This is a genomic window from Micromonospora sp. GCM10011541 (assembly GCF_042650725.1).
Taxonomy (GTDB): Bacteria; Actinomycetota; Actinomycetes; order Mycobacteriales; family Micromonosporaceae; genus Micromonospora; species Micromonospora sicca.
On sequence record NZ_JBHSBP010000055.1, the window covers coordinates 169,126 to 195,422 of the forward strand.

The 26,297-nt window shown below is 74.1% G+C and carries 25 protein-coding genes and 2 pseudogenes; 19 read left to right on the forward strand and 8 right to left on the reverse strand.

Going from position 1 to position 26,297, the window contains the following annotated elements:
• Positions 1–6 precede the first annotated feature (6 nt).
• The 7 genes and pseudogenes from trmD to ACFOYX_RS22945 all read left to right on the forward strand — a co-directional run bounded on the left by trmD (position 7) and on the right by ACFOYX_RS22945 (position 4,653).
• Positions 7–795 carry a tRNA (guanosine(37)-N1)-methyltransferase TrmD gene (gene trmD, locus ACFOYX_RS22915; RefSeq protein ID WP_238454611.1) on the forward strand — a complete coding sequence of 263 codons (789 nt, stop codon included), beginning with the start codon at positions 7–9 and terminating at the stop codon, positions 793–795.
• 143 nt (positions 796–938) lie between these two features.
• On the forward strand, positions 939–1,298 hold the full coding sequence (rplS, locus tag ACFOYX_RS22920) for a 50S ribosomal protein L19 (RefSeq protein ID WP_109802511.1): 360 nt from the start codon (positions 939–941) through the stop codon (positions 1,296–1,298).
• A 193-nt stretch (positions 1,299–1,491) separates the two neighbouring features.
• Positions 1,492–2,360, forward strand: a pseudogene (lepB, locus tag ACFOYX_RS22925) (signal peptidase I).
• A gap of 9 nt (positions 2,361–2,369) precedes the next feature.
• Positions 2,370–2,993, forward strand: a complete 624-nt coding sequence (gene lepB, locus ACFOYX_RS22930; RefSeq protein ID WP_109802509.1) for a signal peptidase I — start codon at positions 2,370–2,372, stop codon at positions 2,991–2,993.
• 48 nt (positions 2,994–3,041) lie between these two features.
• Complete coding sequence (locus tag ACFOYX_RS22935; protein ID WP_322440788.1) at positions 3,042–3,527, forward strand: NUDIX domain-containing protein; 486 nt, start codon at positions 3,042–3,044, stop codon at positions 3,525–3,527.
• Entirely contained in the window at positions 3,521–4,333 is an 813-nt protein-coding gene (locus ACFOYX_RS22940; RefSeq protein ID WP_109802507.1) for a ribonuclease HII, read from the forward strand. The genes ACFOYX_RS22935 and ACFOYX_RS22940 overlap by 7 nt, the downstream gene beginning before the upstream one ends.
• Positions 4,330–4,653: a DUF2469 domain-containing protein gene (locus tag ACFOYX_RS22945; RefSeq protein ID WP_007075222.1), complete on the forward strand. Its 324-nt coding sequence runs from the start codon at positions 4,330–4,332 to the stop codon at positions 4,651–4,653. Before ACFOYX_RS22940 ends, ACFOYX_RS22945 begins: the two co-directional genes overlap by 4 nt.
• 57 nt (positions 4,654–4,710) lie before the next feature.
• Here the strand turns inward: ACFOYX_RS22945 and ACFOYX_RS22950 are convergent, their stop codons facing one another.
• Both ACFOYX_RS22950 and ACFOYX_RS22955 read right to left on the reverse strand, forming a co-directional pair.
• Positions 4,711–5,817, reverse strand: a complete 1,107-nt coding sequence (locus tag ACFOYX_RS22950; protein ID WP_322440787.1) for a sulfite oxidase — start codon at positions 5,815–5,817, stop codon at positions 4,711–4,713.
• 34 nt (positions 5,818–5,851) lie between these two features.
• Positions 5,852–6,502, reverse strand: a complete 651-nt coding sequence (locus ACFOYX_RS22955; protein WP_322440786.1) for a class I SAM-dependent methyltransferase family protein — start codon at positions 6,500–6,502, stop codon at positions 5,852–5,854.
• Between the two features lie 161 nt (positions 6,503–6,663).
• Between ACFOYX_RS22955 and ACFOYX_RS22960 the strand changes: the two are divergent.
• Positions 6,664–7,248, forward strand: a pseudogene (locus tag ACFOYX_RS22960) (M23 family metallopeptidase); the annotation flags it as partial.
• A gap of 3 nt (positions 7,249–7,251) precedes the next feature.
• On the opposite strand, the gene ACFOYX_RS22965 reads toward ACFOYX_RS22960, so the two are convergent.
• Together ACFOYX_RS22965 and ACFOYX_RS22970 are read right to left on the reverse strand one after the other, a co-directional pair.
• Entirely contained in the window at positions 7,252–8,433 is a 1,182-nt protein-coding gene (locus ACFOYX_RS22965) for an aminotransferase class V-fold PLP-dependent enzyme (RefSeq protein ID WP_322440785.1), read from the reverse strand.
• A gap of 88 nt (positions 8,434–8,521) precedes the next feature.
• Positions 8,522–9,463, reverse strand: coding sequence for a tyrosine recombinase XerC (locus ACFOYX_RS22970; protein WP_322440822.1), 942 nt, complete (start codon positions 9,461–9,463; stop codon positions 8,522–8,524).
• 778 nt (positions 9,464–10,241) lie between these two features.
• Between ACFOYX_RS22970 and ACFOYX_RS22975 the strand changes: the two genes are divergently transcribed.
• Entirely contained in the window at positions 10,242–10,583 is a 342-nt protein-coding gene (locus tag ACFOYX_RS22975; protein ID WP_109802503.1) for a hypothetical protein, read from the forward strand.
• Positions 10,584–10,724: 141 nt separating this feature from the next.
• On the opposite strand, the gene ACFOYX_RS22980 is transcribed toward ACFOYX_RS22975, so the two are convergent.
• The 3 genes from ACFOYX_RS22980 to ACFOYX_RS22990 all read right to left on the reverse strand — a co-directional run bounded on the left by ACFOYX_RS22980 (position 10,725) and on the right by ACFOYX_RS22990 (position 13,929).
• Positions 10,725–11,957, reverse strand: coding sequence for a DNA-processing protein DprA (locus ACFOYX_RS22980; protein ID WP_322440784.1), 1,233 nt, complete (start codon positions 11,955–11,957; stop codon positions 10,725–10,727).
• A complete protein-coding gene (locus ACFOYX_RS22985; protein WP_322440783.1) occupies positions 11,954–13,474 on the reverse strand; it encodes a YifB family Mg chelatase-like AAA ATPase in 1,521 nt (506 codons plus the stop codon). The genes ACFOYX_RS22980 and ACFOYX_RS22985 overlap by 4 nt, the downstream gene beginning before the upstream one ends.
• Positions 13,475–13,569: 95 nt before the next feature.
• Positions 13,570–13,929 (reverse strand): YraN family protein, encoded by a 360-nt coding sequence (locus ACFOYX_RS22990; protein WP_322440782.1) that lies wholly within the window; start codon positions 13,927–13,929, stop codon positions 13,570–13,572.
• A gap of 208 nt (positions 13,930–14,137) precedes the next feature.
• Between ACFOYX_RS22990 and ACFOYX_RS22995 the strand changes: the two genes are divergently transcribed.
• From ACFOYX_RS22995 to ACFOYX_RS23030, 8 genes are all read left to right on the forward strand, one after another.
• On the forward strand, positions 14,138–15,136 hold the full coding sequence (locus ACFOYX_RS22995; RefSeq protein ID WP_322440781.1) for a hypothetical protein: 999 nt from the start codon (positions 14,138–14,140) through the stop codon (positions 15,134–15,136).
• Positions 15,137–15,532: 396 nt separating this feature from the next.
• Positions 15,533–16,423 carry a 30S ribosomal protein S2 gene (gene rpsB, locus ACFOYX_RS23000; RefSeq protein ID WP_322440780.1) on the forward strand — a complete coding sequence of 297 codons (891 nt, stop codon included), beginning with the start codon at positions 15,533–15,535 and terminating at the stop codon, positions 16,421–16,423.
• A gap of 135 nt (positions 16,424–16,558) precedes the next feature.
• A complete protein-coding gene (tsf, locus tag ACFOYX_RS23005) occupies positions 16,559–17,386 on the forward strand; it encodes a translation elongation factor Ts (protein WP_109804348.1) in 828 nt (275 codons plus the stop codon).
• Positions 17,387–17,543: 157 nt separating this feature from the next.
• Complete coding sequence (gene pyrH, locus ACFOYX_RS23010) at positions 17,544–18,311, forward strand: UMP kinase (protein WP_238453436.1); 768 nt, start codon at positions 17,544–17,546, stop codon at positions 18,309–18,311.
• Between the two features lie 83 nt (positions 18,312–18,394).
• Positions 18,395–18,952 (forward strand): ribosome recycling factor, encoded by a 558-nt coding sequence (gene frr / locus ACFOYX_RS23015; protein WP_109804834.1) that lies wholly within the window; start codon positions 18,395–18,397, stop codon positions 18,950–18,952.
• 641 nt (positions 18,953–19,593) lie between these two features.
• The gene (locus ACFOYX_RS23020; RefSeq protein ID WP_377534385.1) at positions 19,594–20,910 is read left to right on the forward strand and encodes a phosphatidate cytidylyltransferase; all 1,317 of its coding nucleotides are present in this window, start codon (positions 19,594–19,596) and stop codon (positions 20,908–20,910) included.
• Between the two features lie 104 nt (positions 20,911–21,014).
• Positions 21,015–22,163: a 23S rRNA (adenine(2503)-C(2))-methyltransferase RlmN gene (gene rlmN, locus ACFOYX_RS23025; RefSeq protein ID WP_322440779.1), complete on the forward strand. Its 1,149-nt coding sequence runs from the start codon at positions 21,015–21,017 to the stop codon at positions 22,161–22,163.
• Between the two features lie 31 nt (positions 22,164–22,194).
• Positions 22,195–23,298: a DivIVA domain-containing protein gene (locus tag ACFOYX_RS23030; protein WP_322440778.1), complete on the forward strand. Its 1,104-nt coding sequence runs from the start codon at positions 22,195–22,197 to the stop codon at positions 23,296–23,298.
• A 77-nt stretch (positions 23,299–23,375) separates the two neighbouring features.
• Here the strand turns inward: ACFOYX_RS23030 and ACFOYX_RS23035 are convergent, their stop codons facing one another.
• The gene (locus ACFOYX_RS23035; protein WP_236648443.1) at positions 23,376–23,600 is read right to left on the reverse strand and encodes a DUF2631 domain-containing protein; all 225 of its coding nucleotides are present in this window, start codon (positions 23,598–23,600) and stop codon (positions 23,376–23,378) included.
• Positions 23,601–23,691: 91 nt separating this feature from the next.
• Here ACFOYX_RS23035 and ACFOYX_RS23040 point away from each other — a divergent pair, with 91 nt between their 5' ends.
• Complete coding sequence (locus tag ACFOYX_RS23040; RefSeq protein ID WP_322440777.1) at positions 23,692–24,558, forward strand: tetratricopeptide repeat protein; 867 nt, start codon at positions 23,692–23,694, stop codon at positions 24,556–24,558.
• Positions 24,559–24,686: 128 nt separating this feature from the next.
• A complete protein-coding gene (locus ACFOYX_RS23045; protein ID WP_322440776.1) occupies positions 24,687–26,267 on the forward strand; it encodes a Rieske 2Fe-2S domain-containing protein in 1,581 nt (526 codons plus the stop codon).
• Positions 26,268–26,297: the final 30 nt, after the last annotated feature.

Below are 26,297 nucleotides of genomic sequence, written 5' to 3' on the forward strand. Positions count from 1 at the left end.
CCCCCAATGCGCGTCGACATCGTGTCGATCTTCCCGGAGTACTTCGCCCCGCTGGACCTGTCGCTGATCGGCAAGGCCCGGGCGAACGGCACGCTGCGGCTGGCCGTACACGACCTGCGGACCTGGACCCACGACGTGCACCGCACGGTGGACGACACCCCCTACGGCGGCGGCCCCGGCATGGTGATGCGGCCGGAGCCGTGGGGTGAGGCGCTGGACGCCCTCGCCCCCGACGAGCTCAACCCGGACGGCCACACGATGCCCCGGCTGCTGGTGCCCTCGCCGGCCGGCGTCCGGTTCACCCAGGCCATGGCGCACGAGCTGGCCGCCGAGTCGCACCTGCTCTTCGCCTGCGGCCGGTACGAGGGCATCGACCAGCGGGTGCTCGACCACGCGGCGACCCGGATGCGGGTCACCGAGGTCTCCCTCGGTGACTACGTGCTCTTCGGCGGCGAGGTCGCGGTGCTGGTGATCCTGGAGGCGGTCACCCGGCTGCTGCCCGGGGTGCTCGGCAACGCCGGCTCGCTGGACGAGGAGTCGCACGCCCACGGGCTGCTCGAGGCCCCGATGTACACCAAGCCGGCGACCTGGCGCGGGCACGAGGTGCCGGACGTGCTCCGCTCCGGCGACCACGGGCGGATCGCCCGCTGGCGGCGGGACGAGGCGCTGACCCGGACGGCCGCGCGCCGCCCCGACATGATGGCCGCGCTGCCGCCGGAGAGCCTGGACAAGCGGGACCGGGCGGCGTTGGACCGGGGCGGATTTTCCTCGCCGCCGGGGGATGTGGCAAAGTAGAGGGGTTGCCGCATCCGTCCGCGCCCGCGGACGGCTGCGAGGATCCTCGACCGGGGCCGGCCCGCCGTCCACCACCCGGGGATCAGAATCACCCATCCGCGCACCGACTGACGGTGCGCCGTGAGCCTCACGAGGACACAGCGATGAACATCCTGGACGCCCTTGACGCCCAGTCGAAGCGGGTCGACCTCCCCGACTTCCGTGCCGGTGACACCGTGAAGGTGCACGCGCGGGTCGTCGAGGGCAACCGGTCCCGTGTCCAGATCTTCCAGGGCGTCGTCATCCGCCGCCAGGGTGACGGTCTGCGCGAGACCTTCTCGGTCCGCAAGGTCAGCTTCGGTGTCGGTGTGGAGCGGACGTACCCGATCAACAGCCCGGCGATCGACCGGATCGAGATCGTGACCCGCGGTGACGTGCGTCGCGCCAAGCTCTACTACCTGCGCGAGCTGCGCGGCAAGAAGGCCAAGATCAAGGAGCTGCGCGAGAAGCAGCCGACCAGCTGACTTTCCGCTCGCCACGCCGCCTGAGCTGCGCGGATGTCGTATCGACCAGATCGCATTACTCTGATCGTACGGGCGCAGGAGGGCAGCGACGCCGCAGCGCGTCTCGCGGCGGCACAGCGGTCCACTACCGCCCGTGGGGTCTCACGACGGGGCTCCCGGGCGGTAGTGTCGTTTCTGCGGACCGGAGAGTGGCATGGTGCAGATGCTTGACGAGGACGGCACCGTCGATCCGTGGCGCCGGCGGGCCCGGCGCGCCCGGCGGCCGATGCCCCTCTGGCAGGAGTTGCCGCTGCTCCTGATCGTCGCCTTCTGCCTCGCGGTGCTGATCCGCACCTTCCTGCTCCAGGCGTTCTTCATCCCCTCCGGGTCGATGGAGAACACCCTCCTCATCGGCGACCGGGTGCTGGTCAACAAGGTCGTCTACGACGTCCGGGATCCGGTGCGCGGCGAGGTGGTGGTCTTCCGGGGCACCGACAAGTGGGTCGCCCAGGAGACCCCGGCGCCGCCGGCCGGCTTCGCCGGGAAAGTCGGCCGCACCCTCGGCGACCTGGTCGGGGTCAGCCGCCCCGGGGAGAAGGACTTCATCAAGCGGGTGATCGGGGTCCCCGGCGACAAGGTGTGGTGCTGCGACAAGGGTCGGGTCGTGGTCAACGGCGTGCCGCTGGACGAGCGGGCGTACGTCTCCGAGGATTCGCCGGTCGAGCTGCCGCCCAACCCGAAGGAGTGCCGGTCCCGGCAGTTCACCGAGGTCGTCGTGCCGGCCGGGCAGATCTTCGTGATGGGCGACCACCGGCTGGTCTCCCAGGACGCCCGCTGTCAGGGTCCGGTGCCGATCGACAACGTGGTGGGCCGGGCCTTCATGATCGTCTGGCCCTCCGAGCGATGGACCTCGCTGCCCGTGCCGGACACCTTCGCCAGCCTGGCCCGGGCGGACGGCGCGCCGGCCCGGCCGGCCCCCGTCGATCCCGACCCGGTGGGCGGTGTCGTGCTGATCCTCCCGGTCACGGCGGCCCTCTCCGTTCTCGCGCGTTCCGGACGGTCCCCACGCGCGCGGCGTCGTAGGCTCCTCCCGTGATTGACGAGCAGACCGAAAAGCCCCGCAGTTCCTTCTGGAAGGAGCTGCCCATTCTCCTGGGCGTGGCGATCCTGGTCGCAGTGCTGGTGCGTGCCTTCGTGCTGCAGACCTTCTTCATCCCCTCCCCGTCCATGGAGAACACTCTCAAGATCGACGATCGGGTGCTGGTCAACAAGCTGGTCTACGATTTCCGGTCGCCGCACCGGGGCGAGGTGGTCGTCTTCAAGGCGCCCACCGAGTGGAGCGGCAACCCGGAGGGCGAGGACTTCATCAAGCGGGTGATCGGGGTCGCCGGCGACCACGTGGTCTGCTGCGACGCCCAGGACCGGCTGGTCATCAACGGCCGGTCGCTGGACGAGCCCTACATCTATCCCGGGAACAAACCGGCCGACCAGGATTTCGACATCACGGTGCCGCAGGGGCGGCTCTGGGTCATGGGTGACCACCGGGAGGCCTCGGGCGACTCGCTGGAGCACTGGCAGCAGTCCGGCCAGGACATCACCGAGGCCACTATCCCCGAGGACCAGGTGGTCGGGCGGGCGTTCACCGTGTTCTGGCCGGTCGACCGGGCGACCTGGCTCACCGTCCCGAAGCAATTCGACGGGATCCCCAATCCCTGAGCCCGGGAGGCGTGGGCGTTCGTCGGAGCCGTCTGGCAGGCTTGGGCGGTGACCGTCTACACCCCTCGTCGCGCGGCCCGGGTGCTGCTCGTCGACGCGGCCGACCGGGTGCTGCTCTTCGCCGGCACCGATCCGGCCCGACCGAGCCACGCCTACTGGTTCACCCCGGGCGGCGGGCTCGACCCGGGGGTGAGCCCGGCCGACGGCGCCGCCCGCGAGCTGGCCGAGGAGACCGGGCTGCGGCTCACCCCGGCCGAGGTGGGCCCGCCGGTGTGGGCCGAGACGGTCGAGTTCCCGTTCGACGGCGTCTGGTACCGGCAGGAGCAGGAGTTCTTCCTGGTCCGCGTCCCGGGCTGGGAGGTGGACACGGCGGGCTTCGACGAGGTCGAGCGGGCCAGCGTCACCGGCCAGCGCTGGTGGTCCCTGGACGAGCTGGCCGGGACCGACGAGCGCTACTACCCGGAGGACCTGCCGGCCGTGCTGACCCGGGCGCTCGCCGCCCGACCGGCCGCCCACGGGGGTGCGCCGTGCTGACGCCCCCGCGCACCGTGGTGCGCCGCGACGGTGGCCTGTACGCGCTGGAGCGGGCCCTGCAGCGGCGCGGCTTCCGGCACGTGGCCGGCGCGGACGAGGCCGGGCGGGGCGCCTGCGCCGGGCCCCTCGTCGCCGCCGCCGCGGTGCTGCCCGAGGGGCGGCGCGGCGAGATCGACGGGCTGGCCGACTCCAAGCTGCTCACCCCGGCCAGCCGAGAGCGGATCTACGACGAGGTGGTCGCCCGCGCCCTCGCGTACGCGGTGGTGGTGATCCCCGCCGAGGAGGTCGACGCCCGGGGGCTGCACGTGTGCAACCTGGCCGCGATGCGGCGCGCCCTCGCGTCGCTGACCACCCGCCCGGAGTACGTGCTGACCGACGGCTTCGGCGTCGACGGGCTGGACGTGCCGGGGCTGGCGGTCTGGAAGGGCGACCAGGTGGCGGCCTGCGTGGCGGCGGCGAGCGTGCTGGCCAAGGTCACCCGGGACCGGATCATGGTGGAGCTGGACGACCGGTACCCGAGGTACGGCTTCGCCGAGCACAAGGGCTACATCACGCCGGAGCACACGGCGGCGCTGCGGGAGCACGGGCCGTGCCGGGAGCACCGCTTCTCGTACGTCAACGTGGCCACGATCTCCGGCCGGGACGGGCGCCCACCGCGGTCCCGGCGTCCGGTGGTGGACGGCCCGGACGAGCCGATGGAGCGCTCCGGCGCGTCAGGGAGTACCGTCGGCGTGGCGTTGGGCGAGCAGCCTCGACCCCCGGCGTCGGTGGGGGAAGATGTGGTCATGGAAGGCGGAGTGCGATGAGCGCGGAAGATCTCGAGAAGTACGAGACCGAGATGGAGCTGCAGCTCTACCGGGAGTACCGCGACATTGTCCGCCAGTTCTCCTACGTGGTGGAGACCGAGCGCCGTTTCTACCTGGCCAACCAGGTCGACCTGCACGTGCGTAACTCGGACGGCGAGGTCTACTTCGAGGTCGAGATGCACGACGCCTGGGTGTGGGACATGTACCGTCCTGCCCGCTTCGTCAAGAACGTCCGGGTAATGACGTTCAAGGACGTCAATGTGGAAGAGCTCGAAAAGCCGGACATCTCCCTTCCCGCAGACTCCGGATTCGGCGGCTGACGGTCTCCGCTCGCCGCGGCTGACCCGCCCGGCCGGCGGCCCGGCCCACCGCGCCGCTCACCCCGCCAGCACCGCCACCTCGACCCGCTGCACCAGGTTGTTGGCGAAGCCGCCCCGGTTCCACGGCTGCTCCACCGGCTGGCGGCGTCCGGAGGCGTCCGTGGCCCGGGCGCTTAGCACGTACCGCCCCGGCTCCGGGGCCCAGTCGAACTCCCACCGCCGCCAGGCCCACTCCCCGCCGCTCGGCTCGTCCAGCCGGGCCGGCGCCCAGCTCGCCCCGCCGTCGGTGGTCACCTCCACCGCGCTCACCGGCGCGTGTCCCGACCAGGCCCGACCGTCCACCGTGCACGGCCCCGGCCGCAGCACCCGGGTCCGCGACATGAAGTCCGGGAAGCCCGGCGGGCGGACCAGGGCGCGCGGTTCGATCCGGGTCACCGGCACGCCGGGGTCGTCGGCGTCCTTCCGCAGCCGGTACGCCACCGCGTTCTGGTAGCCGTCGAACGGCTCGGCCAGCACCCGGATGCCGCGCAGCCACTTCACGTGCGCCATGCCGTACCAGCCGGGCACGATCAGCCGCAGCGGGGACCCGTGCTGCGGCAGCAGAGGAGCGCCGTTCATCTCGTACGCCAGCAGCACCTCCTCGCGCAACGCGTCCGCGACCGGCAGCGCCCGCCGGTAGTCCTGCTCGACGCCCCGCTCGACGCCGTGGTCCGCGCCGGTGAAGACCACGTCCACGGCGTCCGGGGAGAGCCCGGCCTCGCGCAGCAGCGGCGCCAGCGGCGTGCCCGTCCACTCGGCGTTGCCGACCGCCTCCACCAGCCACGGCTGGCTGACCGGCCGCGGGTGCAGCAGCGCCCGGCCGTTGCCGGCGCACTCCAGCGTCACCCGGTGGGTGACCCGGGGCCGGTCCCGCAGCGCGGCCAGGTCGAGGCTCAGCGGCCGGTCCACCGCGCCGTCAACGGTCAGCGTGTGCGCCGCCGGGTCGACGTCCGGGATGTCGTAGTGGATGAGCAGGTAGTGCAGCCCGGCCGGGGTGACGTCGTAGCGCAGCGCCTCCAGGGGGATGCCGTGGTTGCGGGCGGCGAGCTGCAGTTCCTCGGCGCTGATCGCCTCGTCCGGACCGGCGATCCGGGACGGCCGGCTGACGTCGTCCACAGTGGTCATCTCTGCTCCCGGCGGTCGGCGGGCGGACGCCCGGTCACGGGTGGGTGAGGCGGTCGTGGCCGACGAACTCGAACATCCGCACGCCGGCCGGCAGTGGCCGGGGCCGGCCGGTGAAACGGTGCACGCCCACCCCCACCCCGTCGGCCGGGCTGCTCACCGCCACCGGGGTGAAGCCCTCCTCGGCGAACCAGTCGCAGATGCTGGGCACCAGGTCGGGCTCGCGGCGGTGCCGGGTCCAGAAGACCGTCCCGCCGGTGGCGCAGAGGGCGGCGCAGTGCCGGACGGTGGCCCCGATGTCGGCGTCGACGATGTTGCCGAAGATCCCGCAGACCAGCACGAGATGCGCCGGGGCGAGGTCGGCGTAATGGTCGGTCAGCGCCGCGTCCCCGACCACCACCTGCACCGCCGGCAGGCCGGCCTCCGCCGCGGCCGCCCGGGCCACCTCGGCGTTGCGGGGGTCCAGCTCGACCAGGCGGGCCGTCACGTCGCCCCGCCGGGGATGCGTGGCGAGCACCGGGATCAGGTCCCGCCCCTGACCGGCGCAGAGGCTGACCACCCGGAGCGGGCCGGGCGGGGCCTGGTCGAGCGCCCCGCGGATGTGCAGCCGCAGCTCGGTCAGGCGTCGGAACAGGGCCGAGCCCGGCTGGTCGTAGTCGTCGTGCCAGGCGTACCAGTCCCGCGTCACCGGCTCAGCATAGGCGGTGCGGGTGGCCGGCCGGTGCCGCCCGCATAGCAGATCGGCCCCGCCGCCGGCCGTTGTCCACAGCGCGGCCGCCGTCCACAATCGGCGGTGTGCCCGGTGGCATCGGGGACCGCCGTCGGGGCAGGCTGCCGGCCGTGCGAACCATGCCCGGGCCCGTCACGGTGGCCCTCCTCATGCTTCCGCTGATCCTCCCGGCGGCGCCGGGACCGGCTGCCGTCCCGGCGGTCGCGGGCCCGGCGTCCCGGGCGGGCGCGCTTCCGGCCGGTCCGTCCCCGGCCGGCTCTTCGGCCGGCTCAGGAGCGCCGCGGTCCGAGCCGCGGTTCCGGTGGCCGCTCGCCGGCACACCGCGGCCGGTGCGCCGGTTCGACCCGCCGCCCCAGCCCTGGCTGCCCGGTCACCGGGGCGTCGACCTGGCCGCCGTCGCGGGCGTCGAGGTCCGGTCGGCCGGCGCGGGGGTGGTGCTCTTCGCCGGTACGGTCGTCGGTCGCCCGGTGGTCACCGTCGGGCACGGCGACGGGCTGCGGACCACCTACGAGCCGGTACGCCCCGGGCTGCCGGCCGGCGCCCGGGTCACCGCCGGTACGCCGATCGGCACCCTGCTCGCCGGCCACCCCGGCTGTCCCGCCGCGGCATGCCTGCACTGGGGGCTGCGCCGGGGCGACGAATACCTCGACCCCCTCGCCCTGCTCGGCCTGGGCCCCGTCCGGCTGCTGCCGCTGGACGGCGACCGCTCACCGCTGGGCGAGCAGCGCAGGGAGCTGGACGGCCAACCGGTCGTACTCGTCGGGGGTGTTGTAGACCTGGCCGCCCAACCGCAGCCAGCCCCGGTCGTGCCAGGTCATCACCGCCACCTCGGCGGCGAGCCGTTCCGCGATCCGGGTCTGCAGCGCCTTCGCCGCGTCCATCGTGGTGGCGACGCCGCGCGGCAGCGGGATGAGCCGCATGGACACCGTCGGTCCGCCGGGCTCCGGCAGGTCGGCCGGCGCCACCCCGAGGGCGTCCCCGACCACCCGCTGCCCGTACGCGGCCAGCGCGGCGTTGTGCGCGCGTACCCGGTCCAGGCCCAGGCTGCGCAGCGTGAACAGCCCCACCGGCGCGGCCAGCCACGGCGTGTAGTCCAGCGTCGCCTGCCACTCGACCCGGGCGGGAAAGCCGGCCTCCTGCTCCCAGGAGACGACCAGCGGCTCGATCCGCTCCCGCCACGGCTCCGCGACCACCAGCGCGGCGGTCCCGCGCGGCGCGTACGCCCACTTGTGCAGGTTGCCGACCCAGAAGTCGGCGCCGATGGAGGCCACGCTGATCGGCAGCATGCCCGGGGCGTGCGCCGCGTCGACCAGCACGGGCACGCCGTGCTCGCGGGCCACCCCCACCACGGCGGCGGCCGGGAAGAGCCGGGCGGTGGCGGACGTGAGCTGGTCGAGCACCACCAGCTTCGTCCGTCCGGGGCGCAGCCCGGACCGGACGATCTCGACGACCTGCTCGTCCCCGGCGGTCAGCGGCACGTGCAGGGTCCGGCGCGTCGCCCCGGTGCGGCGGCATTCCCGGTCGACGGAGAAGCCGACCGCGCCGTACCCGTGGTCGGTGGTCAGCACCTCGTCGCCGGGGCGCAGGCCGAGCGACTGGAGCACCACCGCCACCCCGGTGGTCGCGTTGCCCACCAGCGCGGTGCCGTCCGGGTCGGCCCCCAGGAAGCCGGCCAGGTGTCGGCGGGTGTGCGCGATGCGGTCGACCAGCCCCTGGGTGAAGAAGCGCAGCGGGTTCGCCTCCATCTCGTCGCGCAACCGCTGCTGGGCCCGCTGCACCCCGATCGGGACGGCGCCGAACGAGCCGTGGTTGAGGTGACTGACCGACGCGTCGAGCGAGAAGAGCAGCCGAGCCCCGGGAATCGGCTCGGGCGGCTGCGGGACCGTCATCCGCCGATCGTAGCCCGCCGTCGATCATCAACTCGCCGATCACCGCCCTCCCGCGGCCCACCGGCGGCGCCGCCCGTCGGGCCGTCGTTCAGGCGCGCGGGTGCGCCTGCCGATACGCCGCCCGCAGCCGCTCCACCGAGACGTGCGTGTAGATCTGGGTGCTGGCCAGCGAGGAGTGGCCGAGCATCTCCTGCACCGCGCGCAGGTCCGCGCCGCCCTCCAACAGGTGGGTGGCGGCCGAGTGCCGCAGCCCGTGCGGGCTGGTCCGGGGCAGCCCGGCCCGCTCGGCGTACCCGGCGACGATCCGGCGCGCGGTGGTCGGGTTCAGCCGTCCGCCCCGCGCCCCCAGCAGCAGCGCACCTCCCGTGCCCGGATCGGCCAGGGCAGGCCTGCCCCGGCCCAGCCACGCGTCCAACGCGCGCTGCGCCGGCACCCCGTACGGCACGGCGCGCTCCCGGCCGCCCTTGCCCAGCACCCGGACCACCCGGCGACCGTGGTCGACGTCGGCGATGTCCAGGCCGCACGCCTCGCTGATCCGGATCCCGGTGCCGTAGAGCAGTTCCAGCAGCACCCGGTCCCGCAGCAGCACCGGCTCGTCCTCGCCCGCCGGCGATGGTCCGGCCGCCCCGGCGCCGGCCTCCGGGGATGCGGTGGGCCGGGAGGGGGCGGCCATCAGGGCGGCGGCCTGGTCGGCCCGGAGCACGGTGGGCAGCTCGCGGTGGGCCTTCGGACTGGCCAGCGGGGCGGCCACGTCGGCGGGCAGCAGCCCCGACCGGTGGGCCCAGGCGCTGAACGTACGTGCCGACGCGGCGCGACGGGCCAGCGACGTCCGGGCGGCCCCCATCGTCCGCTGCTTCGCCAACCAGCTGCGCAGCACCGTCAGGTCCAGCTCGGCCAGGTCGACACAGCCCATCCGGACGGCATGGTCGAGCAGCGAGACCAGATCGGTGACGTACGCCCGCACGGTGTGCGCGGAGCGGTTGCGCACCCGGGCCAGATGGTCGGCGAAGTCGTCCACGGGCTCCCGCATCGCCGGTGGCAGTCCCTCGTGGGCGGCGCGGGTGCTGCGCCCCTGCCCGCTCACCGTCCACTCCGGGCCGGTGCGCCGGATCGCGTCCGCACCGGCTCGTCCGCGCCGGTGGGCGCCGCTGCCGGACTCGGCCTGATCCTGCTGTCGGCGGGCACCGGCCCAGCCTACGGTCCTGATCCCGCAACGGCAGAGCACCAGCCGGCCGTCCGGCACTGCGTCGACGTCAGTCGTGCGTCGCCGTCCGTCGTCGTCGTTCCGCCTCATCCTCGGGCCGCCGGTGGGCGCCCGACGCCCGTCGCGCCCCGACGTCGGGCGCCGGGCTCCGTGGCGCACCGGCCCGCGCGCTGCCGTGCGCCTTTCGCCCGGCGCCGGGTGTCTCACGGGCACCGGCACCGTGTCGCGGATCGACGCGCCGTCGGGGGTGGCTGACCGGGCCCTGGACAGGAGAAACTGGTCGTACGAAGAGGACGGTGGGCAGGGCCGCCGAGCGGACGTGACAAGGGCCGCGCCGGTGCGGCTGCTGATCCCCAGCCTGCCCCGAGTGCGCCGGCCGCCCGGCCGTGCCGGACTGACTCGGGGGCGGGCCGGGGTGTCAGGGCTTCGGACCGGCGCGGCGGCATCACGGTGTGGGGCTGGCCCTGGGGCCAGCCGGTTGTCGGACGGGGCGCGGGTGTCACGGTGTCGAGCCGGGCGCGTGGCGCGGAAGGGTGATTCGCGAGGCGGAACGGAGCGGCGTCGATCCGGCTAGGTGACGCCGACGGGAGGAGGGGGACCGATCGTGGGTGTGGATGCCGTCCTCTATCGGCTGGTCCGGGCCGGGCCCGGTCGGGGTCGTCCGTCGCACATCGCGGCCGGGGTGGTCGCCGATCCCGACGACGTTCTGCTGGACCTGTTGAAGCGGGTGCGGGGCGGGGGTCGTACGCCGTTGCTGGACCGCGTCGATCCGCTCGGCGAGCTGGTGGTCGCCGCCGAGGCGGCGCCACAACTCCTCGCCGAGCTGGGCTGCCTGGCCGAGGTGGCCCGCGCGCCCGCGGAGGTGGACCAGGTCCGCCAGCTCGCGCAGCTCACCCGCCGCTGCCTGACCAGCCGGGAGGTGGAGATCCGCTTCGAGGGCGACTGAGCCGACCGACCCGGCCCCGGTGGGCCATCCCCCTCCGGCCGGCTGGCGGAGCCATCTCGGCGGCGGGGATGACTCGGCCCGGCGGCGGCGGGCGGAGCCATGTCGGCGGTTAGGCGGACTCATTCGGGCGGCGGGGCGCACTCATTCGGGCGGTGGCGGCGCGCCTGCCGGGCGGGCGCCGGCCGCACGCCGCTCCGGCGGTGGGGCGAGCGCGTACCCGCCGTCGCGGCGGACCACCAGCCCCAACTCCTCCAACAGGGACAGCTTGCGCAACGCCACCCGTACGCCCACCCCGGCGCCGGCGGCCACCGCGTCCGGGCTGCGCAGCCCTCGGCGTGGCAGGGACTCCAGCACCAGGGCGGCCTCGTCGTCGAGCTCGTCGGCCGGGCGTCGCGGGCCGCGGGCCGGGGGCGCCAGGTCGGCGCCGATCCGGCCCACCTCCTCCAGCACGTGCGCGACCCCGGTGACGAGTCGGGCTGCGGGTTGCTCCCGGAGCAGTTCGTGGGCGCCGACCGACATGGCCGAGGTGACCGGACCGGGCACCACCATTCCCGGTCGGTCGATGGCCAGCGCCCGGCGCATGGTCTGGGTCGCCCCGCTGCGCGCGGACGCCTCCACCAGCACGCTTCCCCGGGTGGCGGCGGCGATCACCCGGTTGCGGATCAGGAACCGCGGCCGGAGCGGCTCGGCGCCCGGCATCCACTCACTCACCAGCAGCCCCGTCTCGGCGATCCGGTCGAAGAGGGCGGCGTTGCCCATCGGGTAGGGCCGGTCCACCCCGCAGGCCAGCACCGCCACGGTCAGCCCACCGGCGCTCAACGCGCCCCGGTGCGCGGCGGCGTCGATCCCGAACGCCCCGCCGGAGACCACCGACCACTCCCGGTCCGCCAGGCCGTAGCCGAGTTCGGTGGCCACGTGCACGCCGTACGACGTGGCGGCGCGGGCGCCGACCACGGCCACCGACCGGGCCATCGCCTCGGCCAGCGGCCAGGCGCCGCGTACCCAGAAGCAGAGCGGTGGGGCCGTCTCGGTGTCCACCCGGCGGCTGGCGCCGGAGAGGGCGAGGCGGCGCAGTTCGTCGACGCCGACCGGCCACTCGTCGTCGTCGGGCGTGACGATCCGCGCGCCGAGCCGATCCGTCCGCTCCAGCGCCCGGGCCGCGGCGGCCCGGGGGTCACCGGCGGCCAGCCGGGCCGCCACGGTGGCGTGCAGCTTCTCCTCCGGCGCGCCGCCGTCGCAGAGCAGCGCCAGGGCGGCCGGCGCCCCGAGCCGCTCCACCAGCCGGTGCACCGACCAGGTGCCCGGTTCGGTCAGCCAGGTCAACGCGACCCGGGCCAGCCGGTCCGCCGTATTTGACTCCTCGTCCCCGCTCATGCTTCCTCTCCCGTCCGTAGTCCGATCGCCTCCCGGACGTCCTCCCGGTCCGGCCGGTCCCGCCCGTCCAGGTCGGCGATCGTCCACGCCAACCGGATGATCCGGTCGAAGCCGCGGGCCGAGAGCGACCCGCTGTCCAGCCGGGCGCGCAGCTCTCCGGTGTCGTGACCCGGCAACCGCCAGGGCGAGCGGCGCAGCAGCGGTCCGGGTATCTCGGCGTTGAGCCGGCGGCCGACCGGGGCCCAGCGCTCGGCCGCCGCGGCGCGGGCCGTGGCGACCCGCGCGCCGACGGTGGCCGAGGACTCGTTCGCGCCCCCCGTCGCCATCAGTTCGGCCGCCCGCACCGGCAGCACGGTCACCTGCACGTCGATCCGGTCCAGCAGGGGCCCGGAAAGCCGCCCCAGGTAGCGGCGCCGGGTCAGCGGGCTGCACTCGCACTGCGTGTCGCCGCCCGGTTTCGCGCAGGGACAGGGATTGGCGGCCAGCACCAGCTGCACCCGTGCCGGGTACTCCGTGCCGCCCCGGGTCCGGGCCAGCCGGATCCAGCCGTGCTCCAGCGGCTGGCGCAACGCCTCCAGGGCGCCCTTGCTGAACTCCGGCGCCTCGTCGAGAAAGAGCACCCCGCGGTGGGCCAGCGACACCGCGCCCGGGCGGGCCAGCCCGGCACCCCCACCGACCAGCGCCGGCACGGTGGCGGTGTGGTGCGGCGCCTGGAACGGCGGGCGGCGCAGCAGCCGCCCGTCCGACGGCAGCACGCCGGCGATCGAGTGCAGCGCGGTGACCTCCAGCGCGGCGTCGTCGTCCAGCTCGGGCAGGATCGACGGCAGGCGTTCGGCCAGTATTGTCTTGCCGGCGCCGGGCGGCCCGAGCAGCGCGAGGTGGTGACCGCCGGCGGCGGTCACCTCCAACGCCCGCCGGCCCAGCCCCTGGCCGGCCACGTCGGCCAGATCCGGCCCGGCCGGGGGCGCCGTCGGGCCGGTGGGCGGGGGTTCCAGCAGCGACGTGCCGTCCCGGACGAAACCGACCAGCCGGTGCAGGGTGTCGACCGCCCGGACGCGGACGCCGGGGACCACCGCCGCCTCGGCCGCGTTGGCGACCGGCACGATGACCCGGCCCAGCCCCGCCTTGGCCGCGGCGGCCACCATCGGCAGCACGCCGCGGACCGGTCGGACGGTGCCGTCCAGCCCCAGCTCGCCCAGGACCACCACCCGCTCCAGCGGCGCCAGCGGCAGCTCGCCGGCGCCGCCGAGCAGAGCGGTGGCGATGGCCAGGTCGAACGCGGAGCCGTACTTCGGCAGGTCGGCGGGGAGCAGGTTGAGGGTGATCCGCCGGTTCGGCCATTTCTCGCCGGAGTTGACGATGGCGGCGCGGACCCGGTCCCGGGCCTCGTGCAGGGCGGTGTCGGGCAGGCCGGAGATGACCACCGCCGGCAATCCCGGCGCGAGGTCGGCCTCCACCTCCACCACGTGCCCGGTCACCCCGACCAGGCCCGCGCCGAGCACCTTGGCGTAGCTCATGCGGGCACCTCGCTTCGCTCGGCGCCGGCCTGAGCCTCATACCGCGCTGCCCTGAGGATTCGCTCGCTGCGCTCGCTCATGCCGGACCGCCCATCTCAGAACGCGCCCTTGAGGTGGTCGACCCGGGCCGCGCCCGCCGCGGACAGCCGGACCGCGAGCACGTCGAAGCGCACCTCGTCGGCGGTCGTGCCCGTCTCGGCCAGCCACCGGGCGGCCAGGCCGCGCAGCCGGCGCGCCTTGGCCGGTACGACCGCCTCGGCCGGGCTGCCGAAGTCGTCCGTACGGCGGGTCTTCACCTCGCAGAAGGCGAGCACGCCGCCCTCCCAGGCGATGATGTCGATCTCGCCGTCCGGGCAGCGCCAGTTCCGGGCGACCGGCCGCAGTCCCGCCTCGATCAGGTGTCGGACCGCGCACCGCTCCCCGTACGCGCCGACGGCCTGGTTCCGCTTCGTCATGGCGGCCAGGGTGGGCGCTGCCCGGTCGGCCCGGTCGTCCCGCCCGGTCTGCCTGTGGACAAGCGGGAGGGCTGTGGACGGCCGGACGATCATGCCTGGACCGTGCTAAGGGACCAGACGCGCGCCGGCGATGACCGGATCCGCGCCGGACTGAGCTGGGCGGCGTCGTCCGACGGCCGGATGGCGTCCGTGGAGCCGTTCGCATAGCGTGCCCGTCGTGGACGGACGACGGAGCTTTCCCGAGGATCAGCAGGGGTCGCACTGGAGCGACCGCGGGTACGCCGAACCGGACTGGCGCGGAGCGGGCGACCCGCGCTACCGCGACGACGACCTCCGGACCCCGGAGCAGCGCGACGGCGCGGACGAGGGCCGGTACGCCGACCCGGTGAACTCCCGGTACGGCGAATCGGGTCGCTTCGGTGCGGCCGACCGGCTCGGTGACGGGCACCCGGAAACCGACGGCTACCGGCCGTCCCGGTCGCGACGCGGGGAGGACCCCGAGGTCTCCGGCGAGCTGCCCGGTGAGCGCGGCGGCCGCCGGGCGGCCCGGGAGGGCGTGGATCAGCTCGCCGCCGGCGCCCGGGAGGGTGTCGCCGGGCCGGACCCGCTCGGCGCCGACCGGCTGCCGGACGCGCTGCGACCCGCTCCCCCCGGCGGCTACCCGATCGTCGAGCCGGCCCGTCCGGCCGAGCCGACCCACGCCGCGGTGCCGCCGTTCGCGGTGGGCGAGCGTCCGTCCGGCCCGACCCATGCCGGTCCGACCCCGCTCGTCGTCGGGGACCGGCCGGGCGGCCCCGCCCCGTCCCTCGAACCGGTGGGCGGTCCGGCCCCGAATCCGCTGGAGATGCCGACCGGTCCGATGCCGGCGGTCGCGCCCCGGCTCGACGCCCCGCCGGCCGGCGACGGCGTCTACCGGACCCGTCGGCCGGCGCTGGCGGTGGTCCTCGCGGCGCTGACGCTCCTCTTCGAGGCCCCCGCCCTGCGGGTCCTCCTGCACGGCCTGGTGGGCGACCCCGTCTCCGCCCCCGACGTGGTGGTGGGGACGTTCCTGGTGGCCGGGCTGCCGATCTTCGCCACCGGCCTGTACGGGCTGCGCACCGGTGGGCTGGCGCTCGCCGAGGGCAGCCGGGGCTGGCTCCGCCCGCCGACGGCCTACCTGACCGTCGGGTTGGTGCTCTTCGTCGCCGCCGCGCTCGGCGCCCGCTGAGCGGTCCCATCCCGCATCGCCGCCCGCCCGGGCTGGGCGCCCGGCATCGCCGGGTCGAGCACGGGCCGGTCGCCCGGCGTCGCCGGGCCGGACCGGGCTCGGCGCGCGGCGGGGCCGGGGCGGGACGCCGGGGACCGGTCCGGGCGGTATGCCTGGAAAGTGACGGTGCGGGACGTTCCCGCACCCCGGGACCGGCGGGCGGAGAAGGGGCGTACACTGGTCGACTGGCGACCGCCTCGCGCGGTCGACCTCGCGCGCCCTCTCCACGGTTCCCCGTGGGGCGACGGCCTCCCTGGTCCCGATCTTGGTCGGGCCCACCACGGCCGGCGACCAGGCGCCAGGACGCCCGGCCACCGGCCGGGCGTGACAACCAGGGATCTTGAGGAGTACCCCACCATGGCCGTCGTGACCATGCGTCAGCTGCTGGAGAGCGGTGTCCACTTCGGGCACCAGACCCGGCGCTGGAACCCGAAGATGAAGCGCTTCATCATGACGGAGCGCAACGGCATCTACATCATCGACCTGCGCCAGACCCTCGACTACATCGAGAAGGCGTACGACTTCGTGCGTAACACCGTCGCCGAGGGTGGCAGCATCCTCTTCGTCGGCACCAAGAAGCAGGCCCAGGAGGCCATCTCCGAGCAGGCGACCCGGGTCGGCCAGCCGTACGTCAACCACCGCTGGCTGGGCGGCATGCTGACCAACTTCCAGACGGTGTACAAGCGCCTGCAGCGGATGAAGGAGCTGGAGGCCCTGGGTGACCTGAGCGGCACCGCCGCCGGTTACACCAAGAAGGAGACGCTGCAGCTCTCCCGCGAGAAGATCAAGCTGACCCGCACCCTGGGTGGTCTGCGGGACATGCAGAAGCTGCCGGCCGCGATCTGGGTGGTCGACACCAAGAAGGAGCACATCGCCGTCGACGAGGCCCGCAAGCTGGGCATCCCGGTGATCGCCGTGCTCGACACCAACTGCGACCCGGACGAGGTCGACTTCCCGATCCCGGGCAACGACGACGCCATCCGGTCGGCGGAGCTGCTGACCAAGGTCGTGGCCGCCGCCGTCGCCGACGGTCTGATCGCCCGTTCCGGCCGTCGCCGGGGCGGCGACGAGAAGCCGGAGCCGGGCCAGGTCGGCACCGACGAGCCGCTGGCCGAGTGGGAGCGCGAGCTGCTGGAGGAGCCGAAGAAGGCCGACGTGCAGCAGCCGGCCGTGCAGCAGCAGCCGGCCGAGCAGCAGCCGGCCGAGCAGCCGCAGGCCGAGCAGCCGGCGGCCGCCGCCGCGGAGTGATCGCGCCGCCGCGTCCCCACCGTCCGTTTTTGCGGCCGGTGGGGCGCGGCGGATCCGCCGGGAACATCCGGCCCGGATCCGGGTAACCCGGCAGCCAGACCATCCCACCGCAGTCTCAACACCGAAGAGAGAGTCATGTCCAACTTCACCGCCGCGGACGTCAAGAAGCTCCGCGACCTCACCGGCGCCGGCATGATGGACTCCAAGAAGGCGCTGACCGAGGCCGAGGGCGACTTCGACAAGGCCATCGAGATCCTGCGCGTCAAGGGTGCCAAGGACGTCGGCAAGCGGGCCGGCCGCACCGCCGCGAACGGCCTGATCGCCCACTCCGGCAAGGCGCTGCTCGAGCTCAACTGCGAGACCGACTTCGTCGCCAAGAACGACGCCTTCATCGCCCTGGCCCAGCAGCTCGTCGAGCACGGCGAGCGCAGCGGCGTCAGCACCGCCGAGGAGCTGCTCGCCAGCTCGATCGACGGCAAGCCGGTTGCCGAGCTGATCCAGGAGCAGTCCGCCAAGATCGGCGAGAAGCTGGTGCTGAACCGCTTCGCCAAGCTGGACGGCAACGTCGCGGTCTACCTGCACCGCAAGAGCCAGGACCTGCCGCCGGCCGTCGGCGTGCTGGTGGAGTACGCGGGCAAGACCGACGAGGCCGGCGACGCCGACGCCCGCGGTGTCGCCATGCAGGTCGCCGCCATGCGGCCGAAGTACCTCACCCGGGACGAGGTGCCGGCTGAGGTCGTCGAGTCCGAGCGGCGCATCGCCGAGCAGACCGCCCGCGAGGAGAACAAGCCCGAGGCCGCGCTGCCGAAGATCGTCGAGGGCCGGGTGAACGCCTTCTTCAAGGACTACGTCCTGATCGAGCAGGCGTCGGTGGCCGACAACAAGAAGTCGGTGAAGCAGATGCTGGCCGAGGCCGGCATCGAGGTGACGCGCTTCCTGCGGTTCGAGGTCGGCCAGGCCTGAGCCGCCAGCTCGGGCGCGTGACGCGCCCGTGGGCAAGCAACGTCGACGAGGAGGCCGCCGGTGTACGTGACAGGCACCGCGGCCTCCTCGTCACATAGGGTCTGCAGCGGCAGGCACGCGGCGCACGCGAAGGTGCGCGACGGGAGGGGCGGGGCGGATGACGCAGGTTGTGAGTGACCGGAGCCTGGCGGCGGATGATCCCACCGCCCCACCGCCCGGCCGGGCCCGCCGGGTGGTGCTGAAGCTCTCCGGCGAGGTCTTCGGCGGCGGCGCGATCGGTGTCGACCCGGACGTCGTGCAGGCCATCGCCCGGCAGATCGCCACCGTGGTCCGCCGCGGTGTGCAGGTCTCGGTGGTGGTCGGCGGCGGCAACTTCTTCCGCGGCGCCGAGTTGCAGAAGCGCGGCATGGACCGGGCCCGGGCCGACTACATGGGCATGCTCGGCACGGTGATGAACTGCCTGGCCCTCCAGGACTTCCTGGAGAAGGAGGGCATCGAGACCCGGGTGCAGAGCGCGATCACCATGGCCCAGGTCGCCGAGCCGTACATCCCGCTGCGGGCCATCCGGCACCTGGAGAAGGGCCGCGTGGTGATCTTCGGCGCGGGCGCCGGCATGCCGTACTTCTCCACCGACACGGTCGCCGCCCAGCGGGCGCTGGAGATCCGCGCCGACGTGGTGCTGATGAGCAAGAACGGCGTGGACGCGGTCTACACCGCGGACCCCCGGGTCGACCCGACCGCCAGCAAGCTGGACACGATCACCTTCTCCGAGGCGCTGCGCCGCAACCTGCGGGTGGCCGACGCGGCGGCGTTCAGCCTCTGCATGGAGAACGGCCTGCCGATGCTGGTCTTCGGCGCGCAGGGTGACGACACCATCGTCCGGGCGGTCGGCGGTGAGAAGATCGGCACCCTGATCACCGCCTGAGCGTCCCGCCGGCGCGGCCGGCGGTCCTCCGACACCACATCAGCAGAGCCCACGACGAGCAACAGAAGGAGGCGAGGAGACCGGTGATCGACGACACCCTCCTCGAGGCCGAGGAGAAGATGGAGCGTGCGGTCGAGCACGCCAAGGAGGAGTTCGGCGCCATCCGCACCGGTCGCGCCAACGCCGCCATGTTCTCCAAGGTCATCATCGACTACTACGGCACCCCCACCCCGCTGCCCCAGATGGCGTCCATCGGCGTCCCCGAGCCGCGCATGGTGATCATCAAGCCGTACGACAACTCGCAGATCAATGCCATGGAGAAGGCGATCCGCGACTCGGACCTCGGCGTCAACCCGAACAACGAGGGCAACCAGCTCCGCATCCTGCTCCCGCAGATGACCGAGGAGCGGCGCCGCGAGATGATCAAGGTCGCCCGGCACAAGGGCGAGGAGGCCAAGGTGGCCGTCCGCAACATCCGCCGCAAGGCCAAGGAAGAGCTGGACCGCCTGGTCAAGGACGGCGAGGTCGGCGAGGACGAGGGCCGCCGCGCGGAGAAGGACCTGGACGACCTGACCCAGCGGTACGTCGCCACCGTCGACGAGCTGGTCAAGCACAAGGAAGCCGAGCTGCTCGAGGTCTGAGCCGCCCGACGACCGTCACGGCACCGGTGTGCCGCCACCCGCCCGGGTGGTGGACCCGGTGCCGTCGTCGTGGTGGGCCATCGTCCGCCGTGCCGGGTTCCCGGGTGCAGTAGGCTCGGCACGATTCCCGCCCCACCACGGGGTGAACGGCGGGGATCGGCCAGCCGTCGCGCCGGTCAACCGGAACAGTCACGCCTGTAGGGGATGGTCTTGGTCTTGCGTCAAGTGGTGGAACTCGTACCGCGTTCGCTCGGTGCGTGATGTCCCACCCCGACCCCTACGGCGCTGCCGAGCCCCGCGGCTGGGACCGACCGGACCGTCCGCCCGCGCTGCCCTGGCCCGAGTCTGACCTCGAGCCCGGGCCGTGGCGTCGTCCGGGCGCCAACCCCGAGCTGTACGCCGAGCCGCCCGGCCGGGCCCGACCCGCGGCCGACCCGTATCCCGGCCCGGCCGGCGACCCGTACGCCCGGCCGGACGTCGCCGGCCGTCGGCCCGGCCCGTACGACGAGCGTCCCGGCCGCGCCAACGGCCGCCCGGACCGGGCCACCGACGGCCCGGGCCACCCGTACCGCGACCGGCGTGACGCCGCCCCCGGTCGCCGGGTCCCCGACCGTGCCGACCTCGGCCACCCCGACGACCGGATCCACGGTGCCGACCGCGGCTACCGGGACGCCGACCCTGACGACGGCCCCCGGTGGGGCGCCGGCTACCGGGACGCCGGGCCCGACCGTGCCGGCTACCGGGGCGGCGGGCCCGACCGTGCTGGCTTCCGGGACGGCGGGCCCGACCGTGCTGGCTTCCGGGGCGGCGGGCCCGACCGTGCTGGCTTCCGGGACGGCGGGCCCGACCGCGCCGGCTACCAGGACGGCGGGCCCGACCGCGCCGGCTACCGCCCTGCCGGCCGCGACGAGCGGGATCTGCGCGACGGCGGCCCCCGCCATCCGGCCGGCCTGGACCGGCGCCACCCCGGGGGCGGGCCGTGGGGTGACCGGCCCGGCCCGCCGGACGACGAGTACCCGACCGCCCAGATCGCCCCGATCCGGGACGAACCTGACCCGGAACCCGAGCGGCCGTCGGGCCGCCCCTCCCGGGGGCGGCGGCGGGCCAGCGCCGACCGGCCGCCCACCCAGCAGCCCGCGCCGAGCCGGGCCGGCCGGAACCTGCCGGCCGCGATCGCGGTCGGGGTCGGCCTCGGCGCGGCGATCCTGGTGCCGCTCTTCCTCTACCCGCCGGCGTTCCTCGGTGTCGTGGTCGCCGCCGTGGCGGTCGGCACCTGGGAGATGGCCCGCGCGGTGCGCCGTGGCGGGGCCCATCCGCCGCTGGTCCCGCTGGTCGCCGGCGGGGCGATCACCGTCGGCCTGGGCTGGTTCGCCGGCCCGGACGCGCTGAGCCTCGGCCTGCTGGTCACCGTGCTGGGCACGATGATCTGGCGGTTGGGCGACGGCCCGGGCAACTACCAGCGCGACCTCACCGCGGCCACCCTGATCGCGGTGTACGTGCCCTTCCTCGGCGGCTTCGCGGCGATGCTGGCCGCCGCCCCCGGGGACGGCCGCCTGCGGGTGCTGGTCACCCTGGTCGCCGTGGTCCTCTCCGACACCGGCGGGTACGCGGCCGGCGTGGCGTTCGGCAAGCACCCGATGGCGCCCTCGATCAGCCCGAAGAAGTCCTGGGAGGGCTTCGCCGGGTCGGTCACCGCGGCGGCCGCCGGCAGTGCCCTGCTGATCTGGCTGCTGTTCGACGTGCCCCCCTGGTGGGGCGCGCTGTTCGGGGTGGCGATCTCCTGCGCGGCGGTCCTCGGTGACCTCGCCGAGTCGATGATCAAGCGGGATCTCGGCGTGAAGGACATGAGCAACCTGCTCCCCGGGCACGGCGGCCTGATGGACCGGCTCGACTCGATCCTCTTCGCGGTGCCGACGGCGTACCTGCTGCTGGCGGTCCTCGTGCCGGTGGTGGGCTGAGGCATGAATCACGTCGGCTGGCGCGCCTCCTCCGCGCGGTCGGGGCCGATTCGGCACGGACGGACGGCGGCGTCCCGCTCCCGGCGTGTCAGACTGGACGCGCCATGACGAGCCTGCCACTGATCTCCGTAGACCCCGACGCCCGCGGCCGCCGGCCCGCGATGCCTCCCCGTCACCTCGCCGACCTGGACCTGCCGGGTCGGCAGGCGCTCGTCACCGAGCTCGGTGAGCCGGCCTTCCGCGCCAAGCAGGTCTCCAACCACTACTTCGGCCGGTTGGTCCGCGACCCCGCGCAGATGACCGACCTGCCGGCGGCCACCCGGGAGCGGCTCGCCGGGTCGCTGCTGCCCGCCCTGCTCACCCCGGTACGCGAGCTGGCCTGCGACGACGGGGCCACCCGGAAGGCGCTGTGGCGGCTGCACGACGGTTCGCTGGTGGAGAGCGTGCTGATGGGCTACCCGGACCGGGTCACCGTCTGCATCTCCAGCCAGGCCGGCTGCGGCATGGCCTGCCCGTTCTGCGCCACCGGCCAGGCCGGGCTGACCCGCAACCTCTCCACCGCCGAGATCGTCGACCAGGCCGTCTACCTGGCCGGGGTGGCCGCCTCCGGCGCGGTCGCCGGGTCGCCGCCGCGGCTGTCACACGTCGTCTTCATGGGCATGGGCGAGCCCCTGGCCAACTACTCGCGGGTCGTCGGGGCGATCCGCCGGCTGGTCGCCCCCGCCCCCGAGGGGCTCGGCCTGTCCCAGCGCCACATCACCGTTTCCACGGTGGGGCTGGTTCCGGCCATCCGCCGACTGGCCAGCGAAGAACTCTCAGTGACTCTTGCGTTGTCGCTGCACGCCCCCGATGATGAGCTGCGCGACGAACTCGTCCCGGTCAACCAGCGCTGGAAGGTGTCCGAGGTGCTGGACGCGGTGTGGGACTACGCGGCCACGACGGGGCGTCGCGTGTCGATCGAGTACGCGATGATCAAGGACGTGAACGACCAGCCGTGGAGAGCCGATCTGCTCGGACGGCTGCTGGCCGGCAAGCTGGCCCACGTGAACCTCATCCCGCTCAACCCGACTCCGGGCAGCCGCTGGGACGCCAGCCCGAAGCCGGTCGAGCGGGAGTTCGTCCGGCGGTTGCGCGACGCCGGGGTGTCGACCACGGTGCGGGACACCCGGGGACGCGAAATCGACGGCGCGTGTGGGCAGCTCGCCGCCGCCGAGGACAGGGACACCGACCCGCCGTGCGAAGCAACGGCGTGACCGGGCGTAGCGAACGAGACCAGGAGACATAGTGGCGAGTCAGGGTCAGCGTTTCCGGCGTAAGGCGCTCCGCCGGGGATACAAGGTCGACGAGGTGGACGCCTTCCTGGACCGGGTCGAGGCGACCCTCGCCGGCCAGCCGGTCGGCGCGCCCGTGGCCTCCCAGGAGGTCCACGACGTCGTCTTCCGGGTCCGCTTCAACGGCTACGACGAGTGGCAGGTAGACCTGCACCTGGACCGGGTCGAGCGGCAGCTGGCCGAGCTGGAGGAGCGCGGGGGCGTCCCCGGTGGGCGGGGCGGCGATCCCCGGATGGGCGACCGGCTCGGCCCGCCGATGCGCGACGACCGCGGCCTGTCGCCGGTGCCGCAGCCGCCGATGCCGCCCCGGGCGATGCCCGCGCAGGCCGGCCCGCCCGCCGACCGCTACGGCCGGTACGACGAGCCGACCGGCGCCTTCGCCGGCGGGTACGACGCCCCCCGTGGCGGGTACGACGCGCCGCGCGGCCCGGGTGGCCCCGGCCCGATGGGTCCGGGCGCCCCGATGGGACACGGCGGCCCGCCGTCGCGCGGCCTGCCCCCGGGCCCTGGCGGGTACGGCCAGGAGCCGGGCGGGTACGGCCAGGAGCCCGGCGGGTACGGCCAGGAGCCGGGCGGGTACGGCCAGGACGACCAGCGCTTCGACGGCTTCGAGGCCGGCCGGCACGGGCGTGCCGACATGACCGCCGAGATCCGGATGTCCGAACGGGAGCTGCGGGACATGCGCGGCCGTGGCCCGGCCGGCCCGCCGGCCCTGCCGCAGCAGGGCATGGGCGGGGGTCCGCCGATGGCCGGTCCGCCGGTCGGTGGCCCGCCGATGGTCGGCCCCCCGATGGCCGGCCCGCCCGGCAGCGACCTCTACCGGGTCGACCAGATCCGGCGCAGCTTCCAGGTGCGCCGCTTCGGCAGCGGCTACGACCCGGACCAGGTGGACCGCTTCTTCGAGAGCCTGCTCGGCGGCATGCAGGGCCGCAATCCGATGCCGGTCAACCCGAAGGACCTGGACACCCTGCGCTTCGGCCTGGTGCCCGGTGGCTACTTCGAAGCCGAGGTCGACGCCGCCCTCAAGGACGTGCAGGACATCCTCTTCGGCCGCTGAGCCGGTACGACGACGAAGGCCCGCCCCCCGACGGGGGCGGGCCTTCGCGCGTTGCTGGTCCTGGGCGCCGGGCCGGGTCAGTGCCGCAGGCCGTTGCGGCGCAGCACCGAGTCGCCGATGACGATGGCCAGCAGCAGCACGGCGAGCCCGACCAGCCAGATGTCCTCGACCTTGCCCTCGTGGTTGCCGCAGAGCGCCATGAGCACCAACGCCACCGCCGAGAGCACCGCCCCGATCCGCCCGGACTTGCGGTGCCCGGGCTTGTGCTGATCTGGCGCGGTTACCGGCTCGCTTCCTGCCACTGTCGGTCCTTCCCTCGCGATCGGATCTCCGGTTAGTCTGGCACGCCCCGCGCCGGCCCCGGCGCAGGGTCCGACCTGTCTGGGGGACGGCATGACCCGCGCGGACGACCGTGAGGTACTGAAGACGGCGTACGAGGCGTGGGAGGCGGAGAACTGGCCGGTCGCCGCCGAGCTGCTGGAGCGGCTGGCGCGGCGGCACCCGGACCACTCCGGTGCCGGGATCTGGTGGTACGACGCGGCGCTGGCGCACAAGTTCCTGCGCAACTGGGCGAAGGCGTACGAGCTGGGCCGGGAGGCGGCGGCGCGGGCGGAGCGGGACAGCCAGGACCCGGCGTTCTGGAACCTGGGCATCGCGGCGACGATCATGGAGGACTGGGCCACCGCCCGGGACGCCTGGCGGGGCTTCGGGGTGGACCTGCCCGACGGCGAGGGCGAGATCGCCGAGGATCTCGGGCCGGGCCTGGTCCGGCTCAACCCGACCGGGCCCGCCGAGGTGGTCTGGACGCGCCGGCTCTGCCCGACCCGGGCCCGGGTGTTGAGCGTGCCCACACCGGAGTCGGGGCGCCGGTTCGGCGAGATCGTGGTGCACGACGGCGAACCAAAGGGGCGGCGGGAGGTCGACGGCCGTAGCTACCCCGTCTTCGACGAGCTGCTGTTGTGGCGGGAGTCTGCGCTCCCGACCTCGGTGGTCCGGGTCGACGTGGCCCGGGCGGACGATGTGCGCGCCCTGGTCGCGGTCTTCGAGGAGCGGGACTACGGGGCGGAGCCGTGGAGCAGCTTCGCGGCGATCTGCACCTGTTGCAGCGAGGACACCCTGAACCACGACGCCGACCACGCCGTCACCGGCGAGCAGCGGGTGAGCCTGGCCGCCCCGGTCGACGAGATCCCCGCCCTGCTGGAGAGCTGGCGGGCGGCCGCGCCGGAGTGGCGGAGGTGGACCGGCACGGTCGAGGGCTGATCCGGCCAGGGTCGTCGGACCCTGGTCGGCGGGGCGGATCGGCACTAGCGGCGTCGCGGGTCGGCGACCACACTGCCTCAGGTAGCGTCTTGACGTACACCTTGATTGTCTTTTTGAGGGGGACTGCGGTGCGAGTGACCGGTACGGGACATGCCAGCATGCGGATCGACACGGCCGCGGGCAGCATCCTGTGCGACCCGTGGGTCAATCCGGCCTACTTCGCCTCCTGGTTCCCTTTTCCGGACAATTCGCTGCTGGACTGGGAGACCCTGGGTCAGGTCGACTATCTGTACGTCTCGCACCTGCACCGGGACCACTTCGACGCCAAGCAGCTGCGCGACCACGTCTCGAAGGACGCGACCGTCCTGCTCCCCGAGTTCCCCACCTCGGAGATGGAGGACGAGCTGCGGGAGCTGGGCTTCACGAAGTTCCTCAAGGCGCCGAACGAGCAGGTCGTGGACCTGCCCGGCGGCCTGAAGATCATGATCCAGGCGCTGACCAGCCCGACCGACGGCCCGATCGGTGACTCTTCGCTCTGGGTGGAGTACGACGGCGTCCGGCTGCTCAACCAGAACGACGCCCGCCCGACGGACCTGACCGTCTTCGCCGAGCTGGGTCACGTGCACGCGCACCTGCTCCAGTTCTCCGGCGCGATCTGGTATCCGATGGTCTACGAGCTGCCGCAGGCGGCCAAGACCGCGTTCGGCAAGCAGAAGCGGGACCGGCAGTTCGACCGCACCTGGCGCTACATCGACGACCTGAAGGCCGACCACGTCTTCCCGATCGCCGGGCCGCCCTGCTTCCTCGATGACGCGCTGTGGCAGTTCAACGACATCCACGGCGACGAGGGCAACATCTTCCCCGACCAGTCGGTCTTCCTGGCGGAGTACGCCAAGGTCGGCGGCACCAACGGCATCGTGCTGCTGCCCGGCAGCGTCGCCGAGATCACCACCGAGGGCGCGACCACCACCCACCCGGTGCCGGTGGAGGAGTTCTTCGCGGACAAGGTCGCCCACCTGGAGGAGATGCGGGAGCGCAAGCGCCCGGTCATCGAGGCGGAGAAGGCGTCGTGGCGGCACCCCGAGGTGGACGTGCTCGGCGAGATGAAGCGCCGGATCGAGCCGCTGCTGGACGAGTCGATCTACCTGGCCAAGGGGGTCGGCGGCCCGGTCCGCTTCGACCTCGTGGGCTACGACGGCGAGAGCGTCGAGTCCATCGTGGTGGACTTCCCGGGCAAGGAGGTCCGGCCGTACGCGGACGAGAAGGTCCGCTACCGGTTCCGCACCGAGCGGGCGCTGATCGAGCACCTGCTGCACATCGGCGAGGTGGACTGGGTCAACTCGCTCTTCCTCTCCTGCCGCTTCTCCGCGGCCCGGATCGGCCAGTACAACGAGTTCGTCTACGCCTTCTTCAAGTGCCTCTCCGAGGAGCGCCTCCAGTACGCCGAGGGCTGGTACGACGAGCACGAGCGGGCCGTCGACGCCGAGGACATCACGCTGGACGGCTGGGTGGTGCAGCGCCGCTGCCCGCACCTGAAGGCGGACCTGAGCCGGTTCGGCATCGTGGAGGGCGAGCAGCTCACCTGCCAGCTGCACGGCTGGAGGTTCGACCTGTCCAGCGGTCGCTGCCTCACCAGCGTCGGCCACAAGATCCGCGCCCACCGCGCCGACGAGCAGACCCCCGCCCCCGCTGGCGAGGCGCTCAGCTGACGACCGGGCCGGCGCGCCGACGGCGCGACG